Origin of the sequence: Myroides gitamensis (genome assembly GCF_029894455.1) — a bacterium.
Taxonomy (GTDB): domain Bacteria; phylum Bacteroidota; class Bacteroidia; order Flavobacteriales; family Flavobacteriaceae; genus Flavobacterium; species Flavobacterium odoratum.
Window position 1 is genome coordinate 3,380,145 of record NZ_JARYHN010000001.1, and the last position, 15,903, is coordinate 3,396,047.

Sequence of the window (15,903 nt, forward strand, 5' to 3'; positions counted from 1 at the left end):
AAACGTTGTATGTTAATAAACCAAACTTTACTAATTGCTTTGTGTCTGTTGCTATTTTCTTGTTCAAAAAGCGATGATGATTCAGTGGATGAACTGGATGTTTTTTCACTGGCCTATGTTCCTTTGAATAGTTTTGATGAACTCAATATACAAGGTTATTATTATGCGGGCTTTAAAGCCGAAGGAAGAAAGGCAAGTATGTTAATTAAGAATTCAAAGGCATGTAGATCTCATGATTTTTTGTCTCTTAGTAAAACAAAAGAAGGAATTTTAGATAAATTAGAATATGCATTTTATATAGAGGGAAGTTTTGGATGTTTTCAATACGCTATGCATACGTTTGAAGAAAATAAATTGATAGAAACAGGAAAAATCTTTACAACAATAAGAGATCAATATAGCAATAGATTGTTTAAAGGGATTTTAGAGATTGGTTTTCAAGGTGAATATCTGCGTATTGAGGATCAAATATCGGATTATCAACGAATGGACCCCAATGAAAAAGTCTATTTATATTTTAAAAAAGAAAGAGAATAATGAAAAGTAAATGGTGTAATTTCTATTTTAGAATATTTTGAGTCAAATCATAATTTAGTGTTTGTATTATATAAAGAGGAGTTTTGATTGCTAAGAATAACAATATAACAGATATGAAAAAGAACAGACAATTTTTAGTTTTATTAATTAGTATTTTAATTTTTTCTTGTTCAAAATCGGACGATAATAAAGATGAGTTTGATCCTATTTTTGATTTAACATATACTAAACTAAAGAATTTAGATGACATTAGTAAAAATGTTTTTTATTACGCTGGAGTTAAGGTTGGAAATTCTAAAACGAGTTTGTTAATTCCTGGTTCCATGTCTTGTCGAGCATCAGAATATTTTGGACCATTATTTGATCCTTTGTATCCAAGCGTTGATTTTACTTATATTAAATATCAAGATGGAGAAATTGGGTGTAAAGTAACAAATTCATCTTTTTTTTCTGAAACGAGTTTAGTAGGGGAAGGACAGTTATTTACAACAATTCGAGATGGGTATATCGATGATTCTAATCCGCTTAATATCAAAATTGTTTTACAGGAACGAAGTTTCAAAGGAATTCTAGAAATTGGTTTTCAGGGAGAATATTTGCGTATAGAAGATCGAATGTCAACCTATAAAAGAGAAGATCCTAATGAGAAAGTATATTTGTATTTTAAAAAATAAGAAGAGTAATGAAGAGTAAATAGTGTAATTTTTATTGTAGAATATTTTGAATTAAAGCATAATTTAGTGTTTTTTAATTTCTTCTATTTAGTGTGTGTATAATATATAAGAAGGAGTTTTGATTGCTAAGAACAACAATATAACAGATATGAAGAAGAATAGACAAATTTTAGTTTTAATAATTAGTGTTTTAATTTTTTCTTGTTCAAAATCGGACGATAATAAAGATGAGTTTGATCCTATTTTTGATTTGGCATATACTAAACTAAAGAATTTGGATGACATTAGTAAAAATGTTTTTTATTACGCAGGAATTAAGGTTGGAAATGCCAAAACGAGTCTGTTAATTCCAGGTTCAACATCTTGTCGTGCTTCGGAATATTTTAGTCCCATGGAAGAAAAAACATTAGCTAATTTAAATTTTGGTTATATAAAGTATCAAATTGGACCATTAGGATGTGAGACAACAAATTCTAGTTTTTTTACCGAAACTAGCCTAATTAATGAAGGAGAATTATTTACTACAATTAGAAATGGAATTATTCCAGATAGGGGACCTATAATTTTAGAGAAGCGGATTTTCAAAGGAATTCTAGAAATTGGTTTTCAGGGAGAATATTTGCGTATAGAAGATCGAATGTCAACCTATAAAAGAGAAGATCCTAATGAGAAAGTATATTTATATTTTAAAAAATAAAAAAGGAAGCTCATTGCTTCCTTTTTTATTAAATATCATCGTAATTAATATGAATTTCATCGGATGTAACAATCGCTTGACACGATAAGATTAGACCTTCTTCAACTTCTTCATCAGTAAGAATACTATTGCGTTTCATCGTTGCAGAACCTTTGGTAACTCTACACATACAAGAGCTACAAATACCTCCTTGACAAGAATATGGAGCGTCAATACCTGCTTCTAAAACTCCATTTAATAATGCTTGACTTTTAGGCATTTCAAAAGTAGATTCTTCATCATCAACAATTACCGTTACTTTTGTACTTCCACCTCCTACTTCCACTGGATTGTTTCCATCCGTATTTGGCGTGAAGATCTCAAATAAAATATGATCTTTTGCTATTCCTTTGGATTGTAAGGTTTCACTTACAACATCAATCATCGCTTCAGGTCCACATAAGAAATAGTTCGCAAAGGTTTTATCCTGATGTTTGTTATTGACTACAAAGTTAATAGCAGCTTTGTCAATGCGTCCAAAAAGAGAATCGTTTTCTCTCATTCTCGAATAAACAAAATGCACATACAACTGTTCTGGGTATTTTTCTTGTAGTAGGTGTAATTGCGTATGGAAAATAGTCTCCTCCGCTGTCTTATTACCATAAACTAATACAAATTTACTGTTAGGCTCTTCGGTTAAAACAGTCTGTAAGATTGACATAACAGGTGTAATACCACTACCTGCAGCAAAAGCAGCATAGTTATTTGTCGCTCCAGCATCTGGTGTAAACGTGAAACGCCCTTCAGGGGTATCTACTTCTAACTGATCTCCTTCTTTCAACACATCATTGGCATATACGGAAAATAATCCCTGCTCTACTTTTTTGACTACAATGCGAATTTCTCCGCTCTCAGGCGTAGAACAAATCGAATAAGCACGTCTTATTTCTTTGCCATCATGCTCATATCTGATGTTGAGGTATTGACCAGCAACAAACTTATAATCTGATTGTAATGCTGCAGGAATATCAAATACAATAGATACCGCATTTGGAGTTTCTCTACGAATCTCTTTTACCGTTAATTTGTTGAATCTTGACATCGTTTAGTTCTGTTTAAGTTCGCAAAAATACAAAACCCTTGGAGTAAAAGGAAGTTTTACTTCTCGGTTTAACTAAAAATATTATACCTAAATGTTATAGGTATTGAAAAAACACTATATTTGTATACCTAATAATCTTATGTATGGCAAAGCAGCAACAATTATATAAAGGAAGTTTGAATACCATTATTATGAAGCTATTGGCTGAAAATGGTCGAATGTATGGATATGAAATCACACAGAAGGTAAAAGAAATTACGACTGGCGAAATGAGTTTAACAGAAGGTGCGCTATATCCGGCCTTACATAAGCTAGAAGCAGATGGCTTTTTAGATGTAGATATGGAACGCGTAGATGGAAGAGTAAGAAAGTATTACAAATTGACTGAAAGTGGGGTAACGGAAACAACAAACAAAATGGAGGAGCTAGAAAACTTCATTCGAAATATGCAAAATATTGTCAATCTAAAGTTGACCTAACCTTCTTTTATTTAATACAATTTAAAAATGATGATTAAGTTGACTCCCCTACAGATTCAGACTATTGACGAAAGATTACGCCAAAAGTATGAGTTGAAATACGAGGAATTCAGATCGGAACTTCTCGATCATATTGCTTGTGATATTGAGGAATTAATGGAGCAAGGAGAACCTTATGAGGAAGCAACAATCCTTGTTTTTAGAAAGTGGAATGTAAAGTTACTGTCTAATACAAAGGGGTTTTATAAAGGAATTCCTCACTTTATTTTGGATCAAATAAATGCTACGTATAAAAAAACAGAAATTAAACTATTGGGTTTTGCTTTGTTATTCGGTTTGATTCTCATCGTAAGCGAGAAATATTTAGTTTTTGATTTACAGCTTGTTTTGTATTCATTGTTTGTAATTAATGCTGTTGGAGTGGTTCTAATTTATCAAGAGTTAAAAGGATTACAAGATTATCGCTATGATTTTTTCAAAAGTAAATCTCTAGTTGTGTTGCTTCAAAGTGGAGCAGCTTTAGTTGGAATACAAACGTTTTATTTTGCTTGGGATATAGGGACAAGTAGTTTAGAAATACTGGTAATTTATTATTTCTTACTTAATACGTATTTACTATATCGATTCAGAACCTATAGTAAGTATCAAAAATTAAAAATAGCCAAAATAAAATGAGTTTAACTGATAAACAGGTAGTTGTTTCTTAAGATAGCTACTTAAAAACAGAAAAATAAAAATTATGTAATGCTATAGTTGAAAAATGAAAAACTTAACAACATCTCAAATTCAGCATATTGACCAATTTTTAATGGAACACTATCGCTTGTATTATATTGATATTCGTGCAGAAGTAGTGGATCACATGGCCAATGATATAGAAGAACAAATGCAAGATAAAACTTATGAAGTAGCCTTCGTTCATGTCATTGCTAAATGGGATGCTACATTAAAACCATCGAAATTCTTCTTTAGAGGTATACCTAAGTTTATTGCACAGCAATGGACCAAAGAACGAGTAAAACGAGGAGCTAAAGCTTGTTTATTTGGAGCATTAACTACCTTAGTTATCGCTAGTTTCTTTTTCCGTTTTACTGACTTGGATACTGATATGCTATGGGGATTGGGAGCATTACTTACACTCTATGTAGGGATAGGAATCTTGTATATCATCAATCGTGGTTTAGTAAAGGAGATTCCTTTGTACACCGCAACGGGTACTTTTCTTAGAGTGGAGTTTAAAAGACTTGGATGGGTACAGAGTGTATTTATTATAATGCCGTTGCTTAGTCAAATGAAGTTTATTTCGATGGGAGAGTTGTTTTTATATATCTATCTCTTCATCGGATTTGTAATGCTATTCTACATGGTACATTGGCGTTTGGATTACCAAAAAGAAAAATTGTACCAAATTAAATGGAAGTTCACATAAAATGGTTGGTATGGAAAGAAAGATTACTTTACAAGAAATAGAACAATTACACATTTTTGTACGTCAACATTATGTTGAGTTTTATGATGTGGAATTAGAATTGGTCGATCATTTAGCGAATGACATTGAAGCACAATGGCAAGAGGATACCCAATTATCTTTTGATCTCGCACTAGATAGAGCCTTTAAGAAGTTTGGTGTTTATGGGTTTAGCGATGTTGTGGATCAAAAGATTAATAAATTAAGTAATGTCTACTATAAAGCAAGTTTCAAGTTGCTTAAGGAGTTTTTTACCTTGCCTAAAATAATTGTTTCTCTTGCTTTGTTTTTGTTGATTTATGTAGTAACAAGGAATGTATCAAGCTTAAATTTACAGCTTGTAGAGGATGTTTTACTCGGTTTAGGTTTGTTATTTATGGGTTTCCAATGCGTGAAATTATATCGCGCTAGAAGAGAAAGAGAAAAACGAAAAGAGAAGAAATGGTTGTTGCATTCTGTCTTATTCAATTTAGAAGTTTGGCCTTATTATATCATTACTTTTCTTGAAATTCAATTGATTATGCCCCGGGATTCTAGTACTGGAACTCATACGAGTATGTCGATATTATCCGTTTTGTTAGTTACAATAACCCTATTGTATGTTTATATACTAAAAGCAATTATTGTTCCCAAAATTTGGCATGACTTAAATGAACAGAAAAAGAAACTAGTAAACCTATAAAGTCGATGAGAAGCATTTCTTCAGAAAGAAATCCTCGAATTACCTCAAAAATACCATGCGATTTAATATACTAAACGACTGTTTTACAGTCGTTTTTTTTATACTTTAAATTTGGAAAATGAAGGGAAGATGTAACAGAAAGGGTAGAGTAGCGTCTTATTCTATATCAACCAAAAAAAATAGAGTATGAAACAACGATTCACCTTGTTTTTGTGCTTTTTATCACTAGTTTCTTTTGCACAAATAAAGGGAACGATAGTAGATCAAGAAGGAAAACCAATTAGTTATGCTACAGTAATTCTGGAACAAACCCAGCAAGGAGCGATAAGTAACGACAAAGGAGTGTATGAGATTAAACCCAAAAATCAGGGAGATTTTACACTTGTTTTTCAGTTTTTAGGCTATAAAACGGAGCGTAAAAAAGTAACGTATCAAGGACAGCCCTTGACTGTGGATATTGTTTTACAAGAAGAAGAATTTCAGCTGGATGATATTGTAATCAAAGTGGGTAAAAACCCTGCCGATGATATTATTCGCAGAGCTATTGCTAATAAGGCGCAAAATACAAAAGGAATGGCTACTTTTGCCGCAGACTTTTATTCAAAAGGACTGATTAAGAGTTTGAAAATTCCCAAATTTGCACAAGATAAAGTGTTGATTAACGGAGATAAGGCAGCTGGAATAGATTCTCTTGGACAAGGGATTCTCTATTTGTCGGAAACCGTATCGGAGTTAAAATACCAAAAACCCAACCAGTTAAAAGAGCATATTGTCGCTTCTAAAATTAGCGGAAACAATAATGGATATAGCTTTAATACGGCGGATGAATCGTTCTATGATTTCTATGAAGACCAATTGAAAGTCGCTGATTTCGATGCTCAATTAGTCTCTCCAATCGCGAAGCAAGCCTTTGCTTTTTATAAGTATAGCTTAGAAGCAACCTTTAAAGATAATGGGGTAGTAATCAATAAGATTAAAGTTACGCCTAAAGTGAAAAATCAACCCGTATTTTATGGTGACATCTATATTGTGGATACCTCTGCAGCCCTATATGGAGTTGACTTAACCGTAACAGGTGTTAGCTTGCAACAACCTTTTATAGATGAAATAGCGATTAGTCAGAACTTCTTCTTTAATCAAGCCAACCAAACTTGGGTGAAGCGTTCTCAAACATTGGATATGCTAATTGGATTGTTTGGATTCAAAGGGCAAGGAACGTTTTTGAGTGTATTCAATAACTATAATTTTACACCTAACTTTACGAGAGCTGATTTTGGTAAGGAAGTGCTTTCTTTTGCGAAAGATGCTAATAAAAAAGAAGATGATTTCTGGGTCAATCACCGTTTGTATCCATTAACGACTGAAGAAGTTCAAGATTATCATTTTAAAGATAGCATCCGCGAAATTAAAGACTCTCCTCAATATAAAGACAGTCTACGCATGGCTCACAATCGCTTTGAAGTTTTATCTCCTTTAACGGGTTATAATTACAAAAGTAAAAGCGAGCGTTTTACTTTTAATTATAATGGTTTAATTGAGTTAGATAAAATTGGGTTTAATACGGTTCAAGGATTCTATATGGGAACCAATTTTGGCGCAACTTTCTATGGGAAAGATAAAAAATCATATACACGTGCTGGATTGAATATAAATTATGGTTTTGCTTCTGAACGTTTTAGAGCGTATGGAAGTGTAAGCCACCGATTGAATGATGTACATAAATCCTTGTTCTATGTAAAAGGAGGTACAAAAATAGAGCAGTTCCACAAGGATAATATCAGTGAACAATTTAATAGTTTGTTCTCGTTGTTGTTCAGAAAAAACTTTGCCAAGTATTACAACAATGAAAATGCTTATGTAGGATATCAAGGGAAATTTATGGATGAAGCGTTAGCTTTGACTACAGAAGTAGGGTATGAGCAACGAAAACCGTTGTTTAATAACGCGAATGGTTCTTTCTATACCGGAAGTAGAGCGTATACCTCAAATGATCCTACAAACCCGTTAAATGATTTAAGCGCGCCAATTGAACTACACCATTTGTACAAGTTCCGCCTTGGTGCTACGATTCGATTGGGGATGAAGTATGTTTCTTATCCAGAAGATCGTTGGTATATTCCAAATACAAGTTATCCAAAAATCAACGTGGGGTACGAAAAAGCATTCAATGGGAATCTTAATGGTTATAATTACGATTTGGTTACTGCAGGTATTGCGCAAGATATTTCATTGGGTAATAAAGGAGCGTTTTCGTATAACCTTAAAGGAGGACATTTCTTTAATGCAGATGATATTTCGTATGTAGATCGCAAACATTTTACAGGAAACCAAACCCATTTAAATATAGAGAATGATCGAATGAGTTCGTTTAATCTATTGCCTTACTATAGTTTAAGTACCAATAAATCATATGCGGAAATGCATATGGAATACAACTTCAAAGGATTTATTATGAATCGCTTACCCTTGTTGAAATGGACAGGATGGAATGTTGTTGCAGGGTATCACAATGCTATCGTATCAGATACAAAAGCCTATCAAGAATTTACTGTGGGCTTGTCTAATATTGGTTTTGGAAGCATGAAAGGTTTCCGTGTAGATTATGTACGTGCCTACCAAGGAAGCAATTTCTTTAAGGACGGCTTCATGTTTGGATTTAAGAAAGACTTTTAGCGTTAGTTTGATATTTGGATTGGAAAGGAATTTAGTTTATTACGTGGACAATCCAAAAAAAAGCCCGATACAATTGTATCGGGCTTTTGTCTATATTAGAAGTTTGATTTGAATTGCTCTAAGAAGCGAACATCGTTCTCGTAGAACATACGAATATCGCTGATTTGATATAACAACATAGCAATACGCTCGATTCCCATACCAAAGGCAAATCCACTATATTCATTTGCATCAATGTTACAATTGGTCAATACGTTTGGATCAACCATACCACATCCCATAATCTCTAACCAACCTGTTCCTTTTGTGATTCTGTAATCCACTTCCGTTTTTAATCCCCAGTAAATATCTACTTCAGCACTTGGCTCAGTAAAAGGGAAATACGAAGGACGTAAGCGAATCTTAGACTTACCAAACATTTCTTTGGTAAAGTATAGTAAAGTTTGTTTTAAATCAGCAAAAGACACGTCTTTATCAATGTATAATCCTTCTACTTGATGGAAGATACAATGAGAACGAGACGAAATATCTTCATTTCGGAATACACGTCCTGGAGAAATTGTACGCAAAGGCGGTTTATGATCCTCCATATAGCGCGCTTGTACTGATGAAGTATGCGTGCGTAATAAATGTTGTGGATTCGACTGCACAAAGAATGAATCTTGCATATCACGCGCTGGGTGATAGTCAGGAAAGTTCAAGGCAGAGAAGTTATGCCAATCGTCTTCAATTTCTGGACCTTCAGAAATAGTAAAACCAATACTGTTAAAAATATCAACAATTTGATTTTTTACAAGTGAAATAGGGTGTCTTGATCCGATTGATGTAGGATAACCAGGACGCGTTAAATCGCCATATAATCCTTGTACATTCTTAGACTCTATTTCCTCTTGAATGGTTTTTACTTTAGTTTCAATGGCGCTTTTTAGTGTATTAATCGCCTGACCAAATTCCTTTTTCTGATCGTTAGGAACGGTTTTAAAGTAGGCAAATAATTCATTTAAAATCCCCTTCTTCGAAAGGAACTTAATTCTAAAAGCTTCTAATTGTTCTTTGTTATCGGTTTGGAATTGTTCTGCCTCCCCAATGTATTCTTTTATCTTATCTATCATTTTAAGTAAAGTAAAAGGCAAATTTACTGCTTTTCATTTAGACATAAAATTAAAGCATGCTAAATTTTTATTTATCCGTGTTTTAATCTATATATTTTAGCTCTAAGAAATAATGCACAATTGCTTCTTTCATTAAAACACTTTGTTCTCCTGCTCGCAACGCAGGTAAATGTTCTTTTACATTGTAATGCGGCCATCCGTCATTGTCATAATGATCAAATTCATAATATCCGTAGGGCTCAAGTAGGCGGCATATTGCGATATGCATTAAATTAACTTTATCGTCTTTTTTATATCGTTTTTTAATTTTACCGAGTTCTTGAACGCCAATAAGATAGATGATTGATTCTAGATCGAGGACTTCCCCATCACCAAAGCGGGTAGATATCTTTTGTACCACATCGTCCCACCTTTTTTTTAATTGTTCATCTCTTGCCATCTTGTTGTTTGTTTGAATGAAACAAAGATACAATTTACTTATGATGCAGATTTATAGAAAAAATAATAATTTAGGGGATTATAAATTATGGATAGCATGATACTAGATATTTTGGTTTTATTAGCTTTGGCTTTTGGTGTATTTAAAGGGTTTAAAAACGGTTTTTTTGTATCCGTTGTGGCCTTCTTGTCCCTGTTGATTGGTACGATGGGAGCTTTAAAATTTTCCAATGTAGTCAAAGATTTTCTTCAACATAAATGGGGATGGGAATCGAGCTTTTTACCTGTACTGTCTTTTGTAATTGCATTTGTATTGGCCATATTAGCCGTGCGATTGGCAGCGCAAATCACCACGAAAATCTTTGAAGCGGCTTTTTTAGGCTTTTTTAATCGAATGTTGGGGGCTTTGTTCCAGATCTTAGTTGTTATTCTGATGATGAGCCTAGTGTATGCAGTGATGGATCAAATAAACAACAGCATCCGTATCATCGGCCCAGAAACGTTAGCTTCATCAAAAAGTTATAGCATATACCTGTTTGTATCAGAGCATATCTTTCCGAGTTTATTTGAAATGGTGAAGCACTTATTTGAAAAAAGCGTAGATGTTTTGCAAACACCTACGCCTGAATCTATTTAAATTTCGCGAATAACATCTTTGTTAATCCAACCAATTTCTTGATTTTCTAATCGGACTTTCATCCATAATCCTTTTTCTTCTAGGAGGAATACTTTAGTTCCTTTGTGCAATTCCTTGAGTGTTGCTGAGGTTGTCTTCGCATCTTCTTTGAGGTCTGTTTTGGCTGCAAATATGAGTGCAGCCGTGCTATTACTTTTATAATTGCTTTCAAAAGATGCTGCATATAGACTTCCTAAACCAAGAACAACACTAAGAATCATACCAACAAATAAGAGACGCTTGATTGTGCTATTGTGATTGATAAAATAGACAATAAAACACAAGAGTAATGCAATACTAGACAGTGTGGCTGCAATAGCCCATCCATCAATGGATAATTTACCCAATGATTGATGTACAATATCAGCCTTTTCATATTCCTGAATGATGGTAATATCATCTTCTAAATGTTCTTTGGTAAAATTCAAATTGGTTTTCGCCTCTTGCATAGAGGGATTCAATTTCAAGGTCTTTTCATAGTAGTAAGCCGCATGGACATAATCTCCAGTTTTAAAATAGGCGTTAGCCAAATTAAAATACAATTCTGGTGAATTGTCATGGATGTTTGCCAATGCCAGGTAGCCTTCAATAGCCTCTTTGAAATGTTCCTTCTGAAAAGTTTCATTCACTTTGTCAAAAGACTTCTGCCAATCCGTAGTTTGGGCGTAACTACATACCCCCAACAAGGCAAAAACAAGATAGAAAGTTAGTTTTTTCATTAGGATTTAAATTGTTTTTCCAATTGATCAATTACATCAATGGCTGTTTCGTAATCTTTGACTATATCTACTTGATCCGTTGGCGTATAACGCGCCCACTCACAAGCATTTTTAAGGTTCATAAAAGAATCAATAGCGGCTGGCGTAATGGATTTCTCTTGCAAAATCTCAGTGATATTATCATTGCTCATTTCGCTAGTTTCCATATTCAATTTAGCCTTTAAGAAATTATGTAGACAACGCTCTAAAGCTTCGTAAAATAACGCTTTGTTATTCATATTCTTTTTCGCTTCGCCTAGGTATTTCTTCGCTAATCGATTGTTTCTCTTTAATCTATTTCCTTCAACATCGTTGGCTTTAGCCTCTTTCAATCGAGTTCCAATCACGAATAACGGCATAATGACTAGAGGAGCTAACAATAAGAAATAGAACAAAGACGTATTCCAATACGTTGGTTGTTTCGATTCGATAAAGGTCAATGTCTTTTTGTTCTTTTGGAAAAGTTCCTGATCATCTGTGTGATCTGCACCAGCAACTTCTTTATTTGTTGGCAACATTGGACCATCTAGAACATGAATCTTTAAGGTATCGGTCGTAATCGTTTTATATTGTTTTGACGCCAAATCGAAATACGAAAATTCCATCGGATCAATGTTGTACTCCCCTTTATATTGTGGAATTATCGTGTATTTATTGGTTCTGTTTCCTTGTAAACCAGCAGCTGTAGGGTTTAATTTTTCTGAATATTGAGGGTCATATACCTCTAATGCAGAATGTGCAACGGGTGTAGGAAGCGTAACTAGGTTGAGGTTTCCCTTTCCAGAAACGCTAACAGTTAAATATAAAGGCTCACCCGCTTTTAACTCCGTAGTAGAAGGTTTTACTTTGAAGGAGAAATCACCAACCCCTCCAGAGAAGTTTGCAGGTCTGTCTTTTTGTGGTAGCTCTTGTGCATCAATGGTAATGGCTTGTGTACTGAATTCTTTTTCTACTAAACCATATTCCGGAAAACCAAAGAAATCTCGACGTCCTGTTGGTACTTCAACTTGAACGGTTAAGGAGAGGGGTTTAATAACTTGTTTACCTACTTCTTGAGCCATGATAATATCTTGTTTCAAGACAACGTAATTGTACATTTCCCCTTTGTATTTTCCTTGTTTTAGTTCAGGACGTTGTGGCATTTCAATATTATACGTCCAGAATTTATCGTATGTAGGGATTTGATTGCCACGATAACCACCGACGGTTGTATTAAAATACAATTTGTATACAATGGAAACGGGCTCATTGATGAAAGGCTTAGTCTTTGAAACTTCAGCAACTAAGTGAACTTTATCTAAAGACCCTTGTTGCATTTGATGCATCTGTTGACGAGGATCTTGTCGTTCAACAGCATCTGTAACTGTAATGGTGATGGGATTGGTGGTATACGTTTCCCCATCCATCACAATGCTTGCTTTACCAATGGTTATCTTTCCTTTTCTCTTGGGTTGTAAAAGATAAGAGAACGATTTTTTAAAGGATTTTTTTCCATTCATCCAAGCATAACTAACCGAGCTATTTGGTCCACCAACAACATTAAATCCTTCAAAATTCGGAGAACGAAAATTATCTCCATCACTATTCATGGTAAATTCAATCTGAATAACGTCATTTAAAGGCACTTGATCCTTATTTACACTCGCCTCAAAAGTTGCTTGTGCAGCTAAAGATTGTGTGAAAAGGACACAAACCAATACAATATACAGGTGTAATGTTTTCATAATTTAAAGCTTACCAATCTTTTTTACGTTGTGTTGATACCCCTTGTGCTTCGCCTTTTTTATCTCCTTTTTTATTCTTGTCAATCAAACGTTGTTGTACCGCTTGTTCATCGCGATTCACCGCATCTAATATACGCTCCATTTGCTCTTTGCTTTGTTGCTGTTTCTGCTGCTGTGGATTCGGCTTTTGATCCTTATTTTGATCTTTATTATCCTTGTTGTCTTTATCGTTTTTATCGTCTTTATTGTCTCCTTGATCTTTCTTGTCGTCTTTTTTATCGTCCCCTTTATCATTCTGCTTGTTGTCATCCTGATTTTTGTCCTGGTTCTGATCTTGGTTTTTGTCTTGATTTTGTTGATTATCCTGGTTGTCCTGATCTTGATTGTCCTTATTCTGATCGTCTTGAGGATTTTCTTCGTTTAGTTTTTTCGCAACGGCATAGTTATAACGCGTTTCATCATCTTTTGGATTATTGCGCAAGGCATTTTTATAGGCTTGCTCCGCTGCTTTATAGTTCTTTTCAGCCATATAAGCATTACCTAAGTTGTGATAAGCTTGATGCTTGGCTGTTTTAGTCGTAGCTTCTTTAATCGCTTTATTATAGGCTGAAATCGCCTCTTTATTCTGCTTCTGGCGAATAAGACTATTCCCTAAATTATAGGTTGGTGTTTCCTTTTTGTCGCTCTTGGATGAGGCAATACGATAAGCCGCTTCAGCTTGAGTGAATTGCTTGTGTTCATAGGTTTCATTTCCTACAGTTAAAGCGCGACCTGCTGATTGTGCCCAAGCAGACAGCGAAGCGAAAAGAACCAATCCAAAGGTCAAATATATATGTTTCATTTTTCTACTAACTATAAGCATTATTCTTTTTCATTGAAGAGATTTAATTTCTTCATCCAACTCGTTTTGCGTTCAAGAATGAATAAATCAATACAAATGAGTAAAAAAGCTAATCCTAAAAACCATTGAAATTGGGATTGAAATTCAGCTATTTGTTGGGATTCGAAATCCGTTTTTTCAATTTTGTTGAGCTCATTTGTAATTAGATCTACAATTTCTTGTGTATTTGATCCATAAAAGTATTTTCCTCCAGTTGCATCTGCAATGTGTTTCAACGTGGATGGGTCCAATTTAGTGATAACAATCTCATTGTCCCAATCTCTTTTATATTCAATGCCCTTTGCCGTTTTAATAGGAATAGGGCCTCCTTTTTCTGTTCCAACACCAATAGTAATAATCTTGATGTTTTTTTCTTTTGCTATTTCGATTGATGAATCTACACCTTCTCCGTGATCTTCCCCATCTGAAATAAGGATCATCACCTTACTTGTTCTAGGGTTGTCAAAGTAATTACTTGCCACATGAATGGCATCTTCTAAGGCTGTTCCTTGAGAAGAAACCATATCTGTATTCATGGATTGTAAATACATCTTGGCTGCATAGTGATCAGTTGTAATTGGCAACATAGGAAATGCACTGCCTGCATACCCTACAATTCCAATACGATCAGGCCCGAGGCTATTGATAATTTGTGAAGTTAATTGTTTCATCTTCGCCAAACGATCAGGAGCCATATCTTGTGCAAGCATACTCTTGGAAACGTCAAGTGTGAAAACAATATCAACCCCTTGTCTTTTTACCGTAACAATGCGTGTACCAATTTTTGGATTGACAAGTGCAAATATGATACAAATTAAGGCAGCTACATATAAACCCGCTTTGATAATGGATTTATTTGCAGATTTATTTGGAGCTAACGCTTGCAGTGCCTTCGGTGTTGCAAACGTTTTTTGCACTTTCTTTTTCCATAGTATTTCCCATAGCACGAGCAAAGCAATAACTGCTATTGCAAGTAATAAAAGAAAATATTTTTTGTCATCTAATTCCCACATAATGCTATTAAATAAATCCTCTAAAAAGTGTTTTACTTAGAATAAAATCTAATGCTAATAAGATAAAAGCAAGAAGAGCAAATAATCTGAATTTTTCTTCTGTATTGACATACTTCTGCTCATCTATTTTTGTTTTTTCTAGCTGATTGATTTCGTCGTATATATTTTTAAGGCTTTGCGTATTGGTAGCTCTAAAATATTGCCCTCCTGTTTCTTTGGCAATAGTCTTCATTAATTCTTCATCCAATTCAACAGGAATTTTTTCATAACGTAACTCACCATTAGGACCATATCCTACAGGAGATTCTGCTAATCCGTTCGTTCCTATTCCAATCGTGTAAATTTTAATGTTGAATTCTTTGGCAATTTGAGTTGCCATTAAAGGATCAACAGTTCCTGTATTATTGACCCCATCCGTTAGTAAAATGATAATTTTACTTTTCGCAGGACTCGTTTTTATACGGTTAATAGCGGTGGTTAATCCCACACCAATTGCCGTTCCATCTCGTAAATCATCCGAGTACTTAATATCTCGAAGTGAATTTAAAAGCAAGGTTTTATCACTAGTTACGGGCGTTTTCGTATAGGCCTCTGCAGCGTAAATCACAATTCCGATGCGATCAGCTACACGTTGACCTACGAAGTCCGCAGCTACTTCTTTTAAGGCTTCCAAACGATTGGGTTTCAAATCTCGAGCTAACATACTCCCAGAAATATCCATTGCCATTACAATATCAATTCCATGTGTAGAGTGTATTTGATGGTCTACACTAATCACTTGTGGTCGTGCCAAGGCAACAATAAGTGCACTCAGGGCTACTGTTTTTAGTACAATAGACAGGGGCAATAAGCGAACTAAAAGCGATGAATGCCCCGTAAAAGGTGCTATTGAACTGAATTTAATAGTTGCCTTTTGTCTCTTTCTGTTTCTATACCAAATGAAGATAACAAGAGGTAATAGTAGAAACAACCAAAAGAATTCAGGATGTAAAAAGGTTGCGTTTCTCATAG

At 34.3% G+C, this 15,903-nt stretch carries 17 protein-coding genes; 9 read left to right on the plus strand and 8 right to left on the minus strand.

The genetic code is table 11. The features are described 5' to 3' along the window. Positions 1–9 precede the first annotated feature (9 nt). The 3 genes from M2306_RS15000 (at position 10) to M2306_RS15010 (ending at position 1,908) form a co-directional block, all read left to right on the plus strand. On the plus strand, positions 10–537 hold the full coding sequence (locus tag M2306_RS15000) for a hypothetical protein (protein WP_115092025.1): 528 nt from the start codon (positions 10–12) through the stop codon (positions 535–537). A 113-nt stretch (positions 538–650) separates the two neighbouring features. Next, positions 651–1,211 carry a hypothetical protein gene (locus tag M2306_RS15005; RefSeq protein ID WP_115092024.1) on the plus strand — a complete coding sequence of 187 codons (561 nt, stop codon included), beginning with the start codon at positions 651–653 and terminating at the stop codon, positions 1,209–1,211. Positions 1,212–1,359: 148 nt separating this feature from the next. Further along, the gene (locus M2306_RS15010) at positions 1,360–1,908 is read left to right on the plus strand and encodes a hypothetical protein (protein ID WP_115092023.1); all 549 of its coding nucleotides are present in this window, start codon (positions 1,360–1,362) and stop codon (positions 1,906–1,908) included. A gap of 28 nt (positions 1,909–1,936) precedes the next feature. Here M2306_RS15010 and M2306_RS15015 read toward each other — a convergent pair whose 3' ends face one another. After that, positions 1,937–2,989, minus strand: a complete 1,053-nt coding sequence (locus tag M2306_RS15015; protein ID WP_259189206.1) for a ferredoxin--NADP reductase — start codon at positions 2,987–2,989, stop codon at positions 1,937–1,939. A gap of 143 nt (positions 2,990–3,132) precedes the next feature. Here M2306_RS15015 and M2306_RS15020 point away from each other — a divergent pair, with 143 nt between their 5' ends. The 5 genes from M2306_RS15020 (at position 3,133) to M2306_RS15040 (ending at position 8,291) form a co-directional block, all read left to right on the plus strand. Next, positions 3,133–3,468, plus strand: coding sequence for a PadR family transcriptional regulator (locus M2306_RS15020; RefSeq protein WP_259189205.1), 336 nt, complete (start codon positions 3,133–3,135; stop codon positions 3,466–3,468). Positions 3,469–3,495: 27 nt separating this feature from the next. Next, positions 3,496–4,143 carry a hypothetical protein gene (locus M2306_RS15025; protein WP_259189204.1) on the plus strand — a complete coding sequence of 216 codons (648 nt, stop codon included), beginning with the start codon at positions 3,496–3,498 and terminating at the stop codon, positions 4,141–4,143. Between the two features lie 85 nt (positions 4,144–4,228). Continuing rightward, positions 4,229–4,897 carry a hypothetical protein gene (locus M2306_RS15030; RefSeq protein ID WP_259189203.1) on the plus strand — a complete coding sequence of 223 codons (669 nt, stop codon included), beginning with the start codon at positions 4,229–4,231 and terminating at the stop codon, positions 4,895–4,897. Positions 4,898–4,907: 10 nt separating this feature from the next. After that, entirely contained in the window at positions 4,908–5,618 is a 711-nt protein-coding gene (locus tag M2306_RS15035; RefSeq protein ID WP_259189200.1) for a hypothetical protein, read from the plus strand. Between the two features lie 186 nt (positions 5,619–5,804). Then, positions 5,805–8,291: a DUF5686 and carboxypeptidase regulatory-like domain-containing protein gene (locus M2306_RS15040; RefSeq protein ID WP_259189199.1), complete on the plus strand. Its 2,487-nt coding sequence runs from the start codon at positions 5,805–5,807 to the stop codon at positions 8,289–8,291. A 95-nt stretch (positions 8,292–8,386) separates the two neighbouring features. Here M2306_RS15040 and pheS read toward each other — a convergent pair whose 3' ends face one another. Next, the gene (pheS, locus tag M2306_RS15045; protein WP_259189197.1) at positions 8,387–9,403 is read right to left on the minus strand and encodes a phenylalanine--tRNA ligase subunit alpha; all 1,017 of its coding nucleotides are present in this window, start codon (positions 9,401–9,403) and stop codon (positions 8,387–8,389) included. An 82-nt stretch (positions 9,404–9,485) separates the two neighbouring features. Next, positions 9,486–9,842: a hypothetical protein gene (locus M2306_RS15050; RefSeq protein ID WP_002988365.1), complete on the minus strand. Its 357-nt coding sequence runs from the start codon at positions 9,840–9,842 to the stop codon at positions 9,486–9,488. Between the two features lie 96 nt (positions 9,843–9,938). On the opposite strand from M2306_RS15050, the gene M2306_RS15055 reads away from it, so the two are divergent. Further along, positions 9,939–10,478, plus strand: a complete 540-nt coding sequence (locus M2306_RS15055; protein ID WP_115092790.1) for a CvpA family protein — start codon at positions 9,939–9,941, stop codon at positions 10,476–10,478. Here the strand turns inward: M2306_RS15055 and M2306_RS15060 are convergent. The 5 genes from M2306_RS15060 to M2306_RS15080 are packed head-to-tail and all read right to left on the minus strand — an operon-like array spanning position 10,475 to position 15,901. Beyond that, positions 10,475–11,236, minus strand: a complete 762-nt coding sequence (locus tag M2306_RS15060) for a tetratricopeptide repeat protein (protein ID WP_115092015.1) — start codon at positions 11,234–11,236, stop codon at positions 10,475–10,477. The genes M2306_RS15055 and M2306_RS15060 overlap by 4 nt on opposite strands. Continuing rightward, positions 11,236–12,999 (minus strand): BatD family protein, encoded by a 1,764-nt coding sequence (locus M2306_RS15065; protein WP_115092014.1) that lies wholly within the window; start codon positions 12,997–12,999, stop codon positions 11,236–11,238. Before M2306_RS15065 ends, M2306_RS15060 begins: the two co-directional genes overlap by 1 nt. 10 nt (positions 13,000–13,009) lie before the next feature. Next, positions 13,010–13,840, minus strand: coding sequence for a tetratricopeptide repeat protein (locus M2306_RS15070; RefSeq protein ID WP_259189194.1), 831 nt, complete (start codon positions 13,838–13,840; stop codon positions 13,010–13,012). 20 nt (positions 13,841–13,860) lie between these two features. Then, a complete protein-coding gene (locus M2306_RS15075; RefSeq protein ID WP_002988353.1) occupies positions 13,861–14,892 on the minus strand; it encodes a vWA domain-containing protein in 1,032 nt (343 codons plus the stop codon). 7 nt (positions 14,893–14,899) lie between these two features. After that, positions 14,900–15,901, minus strand: a complete 1,002-nt coding sequence (locus M2306_RS15080) for a vWA domain-containing protein (protein WP_115092011.1) — start codon at positions 15,899–15,901, stop codon at positions 14,900–14,902. Positions 15,902–15,903 lie beyond the last annotated feature (2 nt).

What these genes read in the sequence shown, in the direction of transcription:
- M2306_RS15055 (WP_115092790.1), top strand. Translation starts at nt 9,939, where the DNA reads ATGATACTAGATATTTTGGTTTTATTAGCTTTGGCTTTTGGTGTATTT.
- M2306_RS15040 (WP_259189199.1), top strand. Translation starts at nt 5,805, where the DNA reads ATGAAACAACGATTCACCTTGTTTTTGTGCTTTTTATCACTAGTTTCT.
- M2306_RS15010 (WP_115092023.1), top strand. Translation starts at nt 1,360, where the DNA reads ATGAAGAAGAATAGACAAATTTTAGTTTTAATAATTAGTGTTTTAATT.
- M2306_RS15015 (WP_259189206.1), bottom strand. Translation starts at nt 2,989, where the DNA reads ATGTCAAGATTCAACAAATTAACGGTAAAAGAGATTCGTAGAGAAACT.
- M2306_RS15025 (WP_259189204.1), top strand. Translation starts at nt 3,496, where the DNA reads ATGATGATTAAGTTGACTCCCCTACAGATTCAGACTATTGACGAAAGA.
- M2306_RS15065 (WP_115092014.1), bottom strand. Translation starts at nt 12,999, where the DNA reads ATGAAAACATTACACCTGTATATTGTATTGGTTTGTGTCCTTTTCACA.
- M2306_RS15035 (WP_259189200.1), top strand. Translation starts at nt 4,908, where the DNA reads ATGGAAAGAAAGATTACTTTACAAGAAATAGAACAATTACACATTTTT.
- M2306_RS15060 (WP_115092015.1), bottom strand. Translation starts at nt 11,236, where the DNA reads ATGAAAAAACTAACTTTCTATCTTGTTTTTGCCTTGTTGGGGGTATGT.
- M2306_RS15005 (WP_115092024.1), top strand. Translation starts at nt 651, where the DNA reads ATGAAAAAGAACAGACAATTTTTAGTTTTATTAATTAGTATTTTAATT.
- M2306_RS15070 (WP_259189194.1), bottom strand. Translation starts at nt 13,840, where the DNA reads ATGAAACATATATATTTGACCTTTGGATTGGTTCTTTTCGCTTCGCTG.
- M2306_RS15020 (WP_259189205.1), top strand. Translation starts at nt 3,133, where the DNA reads ATGGCAAAGCAGCAACAATTATATAAAGGAAGTTTGAATACCATTATT.
- pheS (WP_259189197.1), bottom strand. Translation starts at nt 9,403, where the DNA reads ATGATAGATAAGATAAAAGAATACATTGGGGAGGCAGAACAATTCCAA.
- M2306_RS15080 (WP_115092011.1), bottom strand. Translation starts at nt 15,901, where the DNA reads ATGAGAAACGCAACCTTTTTACATCCTGAATTCTTTTGGTTGTTTCTA.
- M2306_RS15030 (WP_259189203.1), top strand. Translation starts at nt 4,229, where the DNA reads ATGAAAAACTTAACAACATCTCAAATTCAGCATATTGACCAATTTTTA.
- M2306_RS15075 (WP_002988353.1), bottom strand. Translation starts at nt 14,892, where the DNA reads ATGTGGGAATTAGATGACAAAAAATATTTTCTTTTATTACTTGCAATA.
- M2306_RS15000 (WP_115092025.1), top strand. Translation starts at nt 10, where the DNA reads ATGTTAATAAACCAAACTTTACTAATTGCTTTGTGTCTGTTGCTATTT.
- M2306_RS15050 (WP_002988365.1), bottom strand. Translation starts at nt 9,842, where the DNA reads ATGGCAAGAGATGAACAATTAAAAAAAAGGTGGGACGATGTGGTACAA.